The organism is Pararhizobium sp. DWP1-1-3, assembly GCF_049896125.1.
Classification (GTDB): Bacteria; Pseudomonadota; Alphaproteobacteria; order Rhizobiales; family Rhizobiaceae; genus Pararhizobium.
In genome coordinates, this window is record NZ_JAFCTR010000035.1 from 1 (window position 1) to 9,414 (window position 9,414).

Below are 9,414 nucleotides of genomic sequence, written 5' to 3' on the forward strand. Positions count from 1 at the left end.
GCGGCGCTCAGGACCGGGCAGGACTTCTATCTTCGGATTGTGACTAGTCATAATGGGCACATTACCTCGCACACTTGTTAAGTGGGAGATCGTGTCCGGATTTTTATGGGGCCATTACACATTTGAAGTCCTAATGCTAAAATAGGAGGTTGCGCTTCCGTCTTTAGCTACACACTTTAATAACCCTTAGGATGCCCGGTGCAGGTATCCGCCGGGACACGTCAATCGGATCGCACAGCCCGGAACTTTCGAACTCTTGAGTGAGATCCGCACGTCTTGTCCGAACACCATCGCCGATGGCCGTTGCGAGAGTGGTCGAGAAACAGCCACCCACAGTTCGGACCCTGACACGCGCGGACGGGGCGCCGGTCTCGTCGTGATGTCAGCAACTCGGCGGCCAACCATCCGATGCGCTCGGCTATGGCGTTCAACTTCTCTGCCGAGGCGTACCGCCACTCGATGATCCCCGCCAAGTCCGTCAAAGTCCGTTGTGATTGAGCCCAATTTGCCATGTCGGTGACAAGCCGCAGATCTTTCTGCGCGATTGGGCTCTCGTCCGATTCTGACATGAATATGCGGCATAATGCTTCTCGAAACTCCTTCGCTTCATTCAGGCTATCCTGGGCCTCGGGGGGCGATTGGGCCGCCTTTGACAGCAAAGCGGCGCACTCCTCGTCGTCAATCAGGCCGACACGCCGTGCCCACGTCACCAGATCGCTGTAGCTGTTCAAAAACTCCGGACCACAGCGCTCCCCCCGGCTATCGACCGTATTGACGTAGTCGAGTGCCGGATGGCCGCCGAGAAGCTTGATGTCGCCGATGGTCTTTTGATTTGTCATCATTTCAATATCGGATCACGGAACGAATTCGGCAAGAGCGGGTTGTAACGGTCTATAGATACTTTATCCGTTACATCGATCGGAAATCCTATGTCTGCCGGCTTGAACAAAAACCAGCTTCGTTTTCTGATTCTGTGCGTAATTTGGGGAAGCACCTGGATTGGTACCAAGGCCGGCATCGAGGTCGTACCGCCTTTGCTCTTTGCCGGAACACGCTTTACCGCGGCAGGAGTGTTGCTTCTTCTGTATGCTGCGACGAGAGGAGAGACGGCCGGCTTCAAGGTCCGGGACGGCGGTCGTTTTATGGCGGTCAGCATCTTGATGATCACCCTTTGCTACGGCCCCCTGTTCTGGGGCATGCAGTATATCGACACCGGGACCGCTGCGGTCCTGGAAATGTCGCTGACACCGATCGCTCTACTGTGCTTCGCTCTCCTGCTGCGCGAAGAAAAACTGGACGCGAGGAGGGTTTTGGCGATCACGCTCGGTGTTTCCGGACTGCTCGTCCTATTCTGGCCAACGGGCGCAGACGGAAATGTTTCGAAGCCGGAAGCCTTCGTGGGTGCGAGCCTTTACGGCGGCCTCGCGGTTGCATCAGCGGCATTCACCTATGGATATGGCTCGGTGCTGGCCAGACCTCTGTTGCGAACCTATCCAGCGTCATTAGTCGCCGGTTTCACCACTCTGGTCGGAGGCATCGCCTTGCTCATCGCGGCTTTGCTATTTGAGCCAGGAGCCCTCTCCGCCCTGTCGGGCAACTGGGGCATGATCGCCTGGGGCGGCTGGTTCTTCCTTGTCGTCTTCGGGTCGCTGATCGGCTACACGACCTATATGCGCCTGCTCAGGGATATCGGCGCGTCGCGTGCCGGCAGTTATGCTTTCATATCGCCGGTCATCGCCGTCGCGCTCGGCGCACTCTTGTTTTCCGAACAGGTCACTGTGTTCGACATAATTGGCATCATCGTCATGCTCAGCGGCGCCTATCTTGCCATGGTGGAACCACCGGCGACGGAACACGCGGCGCTCGAGACGTAAGTTCAAACGCAAATGAGGAAAGGCCAGAGCATGGAATTCCTCAAGGCGACCCAGCAACACGACGACATCCTAATTGAGCACTGTCTGGCTGTGTGGGATAGCTACGCCACTCCTGCTGCTCACTTCAATGTCGATCCCAAGGGGAAGTCCGCCAATTCGTCAGTGAAGGGCGAGATCACCGTGAGCTGGCGACGTTCCTTGCGATGGACGGCAACACCGCGGCAGGCTTTGTGTCCCGCCAAGTGCATATGTTACCTTATCCCACGTGCTCAAACAGGCAGTTCACTAGCATGGTTACATCTGGAGCGTCTTCGTCGAGCCGAACTCCGGCGCCAAGGGATATCGCGGCAATTGACACAGCTTGCCGTCGATTACCCTCGGTTGATTGGTTGTACGGCAGTCGTGTTACATGCCTCGAATGCCGGCGAGCCGGCTTATGCGTCTCTCGGATTCAAGCCGGCCAAGGAAATGAGGCTTACGTTCAGCTAGCCGCTATTCCTCGTTACCGTGGTGTGCACTCGGGAGAGACTGCTAAACTCATGCCCGAGGGAAGTGTCAAAGGGCAAGGCTATCTGGAAATGACCGGATATGAGTGACGCTCAAAAGAGCGCTCTTTCTCTCCTAACTCCGGGTCGGAATTGGCTGAATGTGAAATACGACAGATGAGCCGCTCGGTTTCAGCTCAAAGTTATATTTCGTCAAACCCGTATAATATGGAACATTACCTCTTAGCTCCGGTTTGATACGCAATCAAATCGGAGATTTATAATGTTTTTCGAGAATTTCTCGCGCACAGCGCCTTTGGCGATGGCTCTGCTCATCTCATTGGCATCAGCATCCTCGGCTTTGGCGCAAGAGATGGCCAAGCCAACCACGGAAATGCAGGCGGTTCTCGACAAGCTTGGCGCACTGGAGGCAAAGCCGTTTTCGACGCTGTCCGTGCCCGAGGCACGGACCCAGGCCAGCCCGGCTGATGCCGCCCATGCCGTCCAGTGGGACAAGCGGATTTCGTCCAATCCGGAAGCACAGGTGACGACGAAGGACATCGCCATTCCGACCGAGGCCGGGACGCTCGCGGCCCGTGTCTATATCCCTGGCGGCGCGGGACCGTTCCCGGTTGTGGTTTACTATCATGGCGGCGGCTGGGTCGTGGCCGACATCAACATCTATGACGGTGCACCGCGCGCGCTGTCGCTTGGTACCAATGCCATCGTTGTTTCGGTTGAATACAGGCACGCACCAGAACACAAGTTTCCGGCAGCGCATGACGACGCCTGGGCCGCATACAAATGGGTAATAGAAAACATTCACGAATTGAACGGCAATTCCAATAAGATTGCGGTTGCCGGCGAAAGCGCTGGCGGCAATCTGGCCGCCAATGTCGCGCTGATGGCCAAGGACATGAAGACCAAGCAGCCTGTCCACCAGCTTCTGGTCTATCCCGTTGCCGGCAATGACATGAACACGCCGTCCTACAAGGAAAACGCCGACGCCAAGCCGCTCAGCAAGGCCGATATGGAATGGTTCGTGAAGAATACGGTCTCAACCATGGATGAGACCAAGGATCCACGAATCAACCTCAACGGTCGATCTGATCTGGCCGGTGTCACGCCCGCCACCGTCATCTTGGCACAGATCGATCCGTTGCGCTCCGACGGTGAAATCTATGCCGGCAAACTGAAGGATGCCGGCGTCGCGGTGGACCTGAAGACGTTCAACGGCGTCACTCACGAATTTTTCGGCATGGGAAAGGTCGTTCCGGAGGCCAAGCAGGCGCTTGATCTCGCCGTCGCTGACCTCACCGCCGCCTTTGCCAAAACCCAGTAAGGAGAGCCCCATGAACAAGATGATATCCGCCTCGCTCCTATCGCTCTTCCTCATGACCACGCCGAGCCTGGCCGCCATGCCGGCGAGTGCCGACAAGGCAGACGCTCCGATGAATGTCGACAAGGCCTCCTTCGTCAAGGTCGTCACTAGCTCGAACGTTTTCGAAATCGAGTCCAGCAAGCTGGCCGAGCAGAAGGCTAAAGACGCCGATGTCAAGGAATTCGCGGCCGTGATGATTAAGGATCACACCATGGCGGCAGAAGAGTTGAAAAAGGCCGCCAAGCTGGACGATGCGCCGCCCAAGCTGTCGCCCAAACATGCCGCCATGCTGGACCTTCTGAAGGGCGCGTCCGAACAGGATTTCCAGCCGCTCTATATCGAGATGCAGACGACAGCGCATATGGAGGCGGTCACGCTTTTTGCCATCTATGCCAAGGGCGGTGACGAAGAGGCCGTGAAAGCGTTTGCCGCAGAAACACTGCCAAAGTTGGAAACTCACAAGATGCATGTGATGCACCTGGTTGCTGCTCACTGATACGACAACCCGCAACGAAGCCCGGTCGATGAGACCGAACTTTTCCTTTTATTCCAATGGTCCGGGAGGTCCCATGAACATCCGTTTGTCCGCGCTTCTAGTGTCTGTCTCCGCCTTCGCCTTGTCGCTGCCTTCGATGTCTTCTGCACAGGTCAAAGGAGAGGTTGGCCGCGCCTCCGATGTCGTCATCCAGGGATCGATCCTGGAGCCGGAAAAACGTCAGATGAAGGACGACGCCAAGCTCACGGCGCTGATCAAAGCGCCTGAAGGCTTCAAGGTCGAGGTTTTCGCTCGCGACCTCATCAATCCGCGCATGCTGGCGGTCTCTGACAAGGGCATTGTCTACGCTACCCGCCGGTCTGTCGGTGATGTAATCATGCTCAAGGATGACGACGGCGACGGCAAGGCGGATGGCACTGTTACGGTTGCAAGCCGCTCCGGTATGCATGGCATTGTATTCGACGGGAACACGGTCTTCCTGGTGACGATCCACGATGTCTACACCGCCGATGTCAAGGAAGACGGTACGTTCGGTCCGCTCAAGCGTATCATTAACGACCTGCCCGATGCCGGACAGCATGCCAACCGGACGCTTGGCATTGGCCCCGACGGCATGCTCTACATCGGCTCGGGCAGCACCTGCAACGAATGCCAGGACGACAATCCGGAAAACGCTACGGTCCTGCGGGCAAGCAAGGACGGGGCATCGCGATCAATCTTCGCCAGCGGCCTGCGCAACACCATCGGTTTCGACTGGGAACCTACCACCGGCGCTCTCTACGGAATGGACCATGGCATCGACTGGCTCGGCGACAAAGTGCAGGTCGAAGAATTGAACAGGATCGAGCAGGGCAAGAAATATGGCTGGCCCTATGTCTATGGCATGCGCGGACTCAATCCACGCATGGATCCGCCCGAGGGGATTACGTTGGAAGACTGGGCCAAGCAATCGACTGAACCGGTCCTCGGATACACTGCCCACAGCGCGCCGATGCAGATGGCTTTCTATGATGGCAAGGCCTTTCCGGCGGATTATCAGGGCGATGCCTTCATCGCCATGCGTGGATCCTGGAACCGCCGTCCGCCAAGCGGCTACGAGATCGTCCGGGTCAACTTTGAAAACGGCAAACCTGTTGCATTCGAAAAGTTTCTCGAAGGCTTTTTGCTTCAGCAGGAAAACGGCAAATACGGTTATCTCGGACGCCTGACTGGTGTGGCCGTCGGCAAGGACGGGTCACTATTCGTCGCGGATGACAGCAACGGTACGATCTACAAAGTCTCCTACGGTGCCAGCGCAACGACACAAACCGCGGAGGCTGGCACGATTCCCAATGTCGTAAACGAGATGCCGGCATCCAAGATTGCGATCGATCTGGTCGAACCCAAAGGAAGCGATGCCATCGCCGTGACATCTGCTTTCGAAAAGGACGGCCCGATCCCCCTGCAATATGCGGCAGACGGCGACAACGCGTCGCCGCCGCTCCAATTGAGTGGTGCGCCGGACGGCACAAAGTCGTTCGTTATCATTTCTGACGATCCCGACGCCGCGAAGCCGAAACCATTTACGCACTGGGTAGCCTATGACGTCCCGGCGGCAACCACAAGGCTACGTGAAGGCATTCCCGGCGGACCGGTCCTGCAGGAGCCTAAGGACATGAAGCAAGGCGCCAACAGCATGGGCTCGCTTGGATACACCGGTCCTAAGCCACCGGTCGGCGATCCCGCTCATCATTATCATTTCCAGGTGTTCGCGCTCGATGTCAAAACGCTTGGCTTGGAGCCGGGTGCCAAGCGTGATGCCGTTCTCAAGGCCATGGATGGCCATGTGCTTGCCGAGGGCCAGATCGTCGGCATTTTCGAACGCAAGATGGCTTCGAAATAGGAGAACGTCGATATGAAAGCACTCACCTGGCACGGCAAGCACGACATCCGCTGCGAAAGCGTTCCCGATCCACAAATCGAGGAAGGACGCGATGCTATTATCAGGTGACGGCATGCGCGATCTGCGGTTCCGATCTCCATCTCTACAACGGCATCATGCCCGACATGCACAGCGGTGACATCATGGGCCACGAAACCATGGGCGAAGTTGTGGAAGTCGGCAAGGACAACAAGAAGCTCAAGGTTGGCGACAGGGTCGTCGTGCCCTTCACGATCGCCTGCGGCGACTGCTTCTTCTGCAAACGGGGCTTTTTCTCAGGCTGCGAACGGTCCAATCCGAAGCCCGAAAAAGTCAAGAAGATGTGGGGGAACTCGCCGGCTGGCCTGTTTGGATACACCCATCTGTTGGGCGGATTCAGCGGCGGTCAGGCCGAATATCTGCGCGTGCCCTATGCCGATGTCGGACCGATCAAGGTTCCCGACGGGCTGAGCGACGAGCAGGTGCTTTTCCTGTCCGACATTTTTCCGACGGGCTATATGGCGGCCGACTTCTGTAACATCCAGCCGGGCGATACGATCGCCATCTGGGGCTGCGGGCCTGTGGGGCAGATGGCAATCAAGTCCGCGTTCATTCTCGGAGCCGAACGAGTGATCGCGATCGACACAGTCCCCGAGCGGCTTGCGCTTGCCGAGACGTCGGGAGCCCTCGTCCTCGACTATATGGACAAGGACATCTACGACCGGATCATGGAACTAACCAACGGACGCGGGGCGGATGCCTGCATCGACGCGGTCGGTACCGAATCCGATCCCGCCGCGAGTTGGGACGCCCGTCTTGATCGCATCAAGGTCGCGACCTTCATGGGCACTGACCGGCCGCATGTGCTGCGCCAGGCGATCCACTGCTGCCGCAACTTCGGGACAGTCTCGATCGTCGGGGTTTACGGCGGGTTCCTCGACAAGATTCCGATGGGGTCGGCGATCAACCGGGGCCTGACATTCAGGATGGCCCAAACCCCCGTCCAACACTATCTGCCAATCCTGATGGAGCGCATCCAGAACGGCCAGATCGATCCGTCCTTCATTATTACCCATACCGGCAGTCTTGAAGACGGGCCGGACCTCTACAAGACGTTCCTCGACAAAAGGGACGGCTGCATCAAGGTCGTTCTCAAACCATAAGAAATTTGGAAATGATCATGGGAAGCGCACAAAACCAGCTCGCCGTCGTTACGGGGGCGTCTTCGGACATCGGTCTGGAACTTGCAAAGATCGCGGCTGAACAGGGCTTTGACCTCGTTATCGCCGCCGATGAAGACGACATTGACGTTGCCGCAGACATTTTGCGTTCAATCGGCGTCTCCGTCGACGCAATGGAGGTTGATCTTGCCACCAAGGAGGGCGCTGCCAACTTCGCGCGTTTCGTCGCCGACAAGGGACAGCCGGTCGATATCCTGTTGGCCAACGCCGGCAGAGGGCTTGGCAAGGGCTTTCTCGACCAGGATCTCGACGAAGCACTGCATGTTGTCAATACCAACGTAACGGGAACTGTCGCGCTCATCCATGCGGTCGGCAACGATATGCGCGCGCGTGGCTCAGGCAAAATCCTCATCACGGGATCGATCGCAGGGTTCGTTCCTGGCACCTATCAGGCGATTTACAACGGGACGAAGGCATTCCTGAACTCCTTCTCGTTTGCCTTGCGGCATGAGCTGAAAGACTCCGGTGTCACCGTGACCTGCCTGATGCCGGGGCCAACAGAAACCAAGTTCTTTGAACGGGCCCACATGCTCGACACCGAAGTGGGTCAGTGGGAAAAAGACGATCCGGCCGATGTCGCCAAGGTCGGGTTCGACGCCTTGATGAAGAACGAGGGCGATATCGTCGCTGGCTGGAAGAACAAGCTCCAGACAGTCATGGCTGACGTGACACCGGCTGGAATCCTGGCCGAACAGCACGCCAAGATGGCGGCGCCGGGAACCGCTAAGACCTGACATCTTAAACACGAAACACGACAATGAAAATTTTTGTTGGTACGGTCTTCATCGAAATTTGCTGACCAGTTGCCAATCGCTAAGGACGGCAGACGTCAGCACTAGCGCTTCCGCAGTGCAAGGCGCAGCGCACAGCTCCATGGCCTGCGGCGGCGGGGCAGACCAACACTTAGCGCATCTATCTGGTGTCTGGATTTTCATCTGCCCTATATTACGTCACGCCCAATAGTGGCGGCGCCGTGTTGAAACGTCGGCAGAGTAGGAGGGACTATGAACAAGATCGCAGGAACAAGGCGCAGGCGAGGTCTGTCACCACGTGGTGATTTCGAGGAGTCCAAGATGTTCGCGGCCGCTGACAGCGACGAAAAGCGGCAAAAGAAATCCGAAGTCCTCAAAGCTCTGCGATTATCGTGACGGGCTCCCAACCAACCCGCCCGGATTGCGCGATAATGGATGCGGCACGCCGATAGTTCGCACCGCTTATACCTTGACCTCGTGAGAACGAACCAGTTTTCGCCCCACCGCTACTTCCACTCATGGAGTGAGTTCGCGATGATCTCGGAGATGTCCTGACAAAAAAAGGCCGCATCTGAGGGGCCTTTTCGAGCAATGATCGAACTCCTCAAACGCCTTGAGGCTTTATAGATGGCACCGATTGCCGACCCCCGTCATGGTATTCATAGTCATCCGGAGGAATGTTGCCATCCGGTGTGAGTTCATCGACTGCCTTGGGCAGATCGCGGCGCAGCCGGCTGAGAATTTCCTCCCGCGACAAACCCGTTCTTGCGGATAGATCGTCAAGGACTTCCGGTCCCAATGCCTCCGATAGCTGGGTATCGTCGATCTCGGCGTTCGGTCCGGTTTCGACCCAAGACTTGGCCGTCTCGCCGTGGCCGTTCTGCTGGAACTGTTTCAGGAGGTCGCCGAGGCCACCTCCCAGCACGCTTCCGGTGGAAGCGCCGCCAAGGAGGCCGCTAAGACCTCCAAGCCCGCCCGCGCCGCCGCCTGTCAGGCCACCGAGCAGGCCGCCAAGCCCGCCCGATTGCTCGCCAGGAGTACCGTCGCCTTGGGGCTGTTGAAGACCCCGCAGTAGTTCGCCAATCTTGTCCCTGTTCTGGAACCCTGCTACCGCCAGGACTGCAAGTAGTGCCTTTAATGCGCTGCTGGCCATTTCAAGTCCTCCTATTGCGTCAAGGGGATTAACCCTCTGCCTTCTGGTTGACCACTGACGTGGCGATGGCGGTGAGAGCCAGGTCGGTGGCCTGTTCCTCATCAAGCGTCGTTTGAAGAAGACCGGCTGCGT

Annotated in this window: 10 protein-coding genes and 1 pseudogene; 8 read left to right on the forward strand and 3 right to left on the reverse strand. The window is 57.5% G+C overall.

The features are described 5' to 3' along the window. Positions 1–221: 221 nt before the first annotated feature. Positions 222–842 carry a CGNR zinc finger domain-containing protein gene (locus tag ACP7BS_RS29480; protein WP_426240905.1) on the reverse strand — a complete coding sequence of 207 codons (621 nt, stop codon included), beginning with the start codon at positions 840–842 and terminating at the stop codon, positions 222–224. A gap of 87 nt (positions 843–929) precedes the next feature. Between ACP7BS_RS29480 and ACP7BS_RS29485 the strand changes: the two genes are divergently transcribed. From ACP7BS_RS29485 to ACP7BS_RS29520, 8 genes and pseudogenes are all read left to right on the forward strand, one after another. After that, positions 930–1,874, forward strand: coding sequence for a DMT family transporter (locus ACP7BS_RS29485; protein WP_426233286.1), 945 nt, complete (start codon positions 930–932; stop codon positions 1,872–1,874). A 30-nt stretch (positions 1,875–1,904) separates the two neighbouring features. Next, positions 1,905–2,363, forward strand: a complete 459-nt coding sequence (locus ACP7BS_RS29490) for a GNAT family N-acetyltransferase (RefSeq protein ID WP_426233288.1) — start codon at positions 1,905–1,907, stop codon at positions 2,361–2,363. A 279-nt stretch (positions 2,364–2,642) separates the two neighbouring features. Next, positions 2,643–3,701: an alpha/beta hydrolase gene (locus ACP7BS_RS29495; protein WP_426240906.1), complete on the forward strand. Its 1,059-nt coding sequence runs from the start codon at positions 2,643–2,645 to the stop codon at positions 3,699–3,701. A 10-nt stretch (positions 3,702–3,711) separates the two neighbouring features. After that, positions 3,712–4,236, forward strand: coding sequence for a DUF4142 domain-containing protein (locus ACP7BS_RS29500; protein WP_426240907.1), 525 nt, complete (start codon positions 3,712–3,714; stop codon positions 4,234–4,236). 73 nt (positions 4,237–4,309) lie between these two features. Next, entirely contained in the window at positions 4,310–6,118 is a 1,809-nt protein-coding gene (locus ACP7BS_RS29505; RefSeq protein ID WP_426233292.1) for a YbhB/YbcL family Raf kinase inhibitor-like protein, read from the forward strand. Positions 6,119–6,130: 12 nt separating this feature from the next. After that, positions 6,131–7,299: pseudogene (locus ACP7BS_RS29510) on the forward strand (zinc-dependent alcohol dehydrogenase). A gap of 11 nt (positions 7,300–7,310) precedes the next feature. Further along, positions 7,311–8,111 carry an SDR family NAD(P)-dependent oxidoreductase gene (locus tag ACP7BS_RS29515; protein ID WP_426233294.1) on the forward strand — a complete coding sequence of 267 codons (801 nt, stop codon included), beginning with the start codon at positions 7,311–7,313 and terminating at the stop codon, positions 8,109–8,111. Between the two features lie 270 nt (positions 8,112–8,381). Then, positions 8,382–8,525, forward strand: a complete 144-nt coding sequence (locus ACP7BS_RS29520; protein ID WP_426240908.1) for a hypothetical protein — start codon at positions 8,382–8,384, stop codon at positions 8,523–8,525. 208 nt (positions 8,526–8,733) lie between these two features. Here ACP7BS_RS29520 and ACP7BS_RS29525 read toward each other — a convergent pair whose 3' ends face one another. Both ACP7BS_RS29525 and ACP7BS_RS29530 read right to left on the reverse strand, forming a co-directional pair. Then, positions 8,734–9,282 carry a YidB family protein gene (locus tag ACP7BS_RS29525; protein ID WP_426240909.1) on the reverse strand — a complete coding sequence of 183 codons (549 nt, stop codon included), beginning with the start codon at positions 9,280–9,282 and terminating at the stop codon, positions 8,734–8,736. 28 nt (positions 9,283–9,310) lie between these two features. After that, positions 9,311–9,414: DUF892 family protein (locus ACP7BS_RS29530; protein ID WP_426240910.1), on the reverse strand; the 104-nt coding region annotated here is incomplete at its 5' end.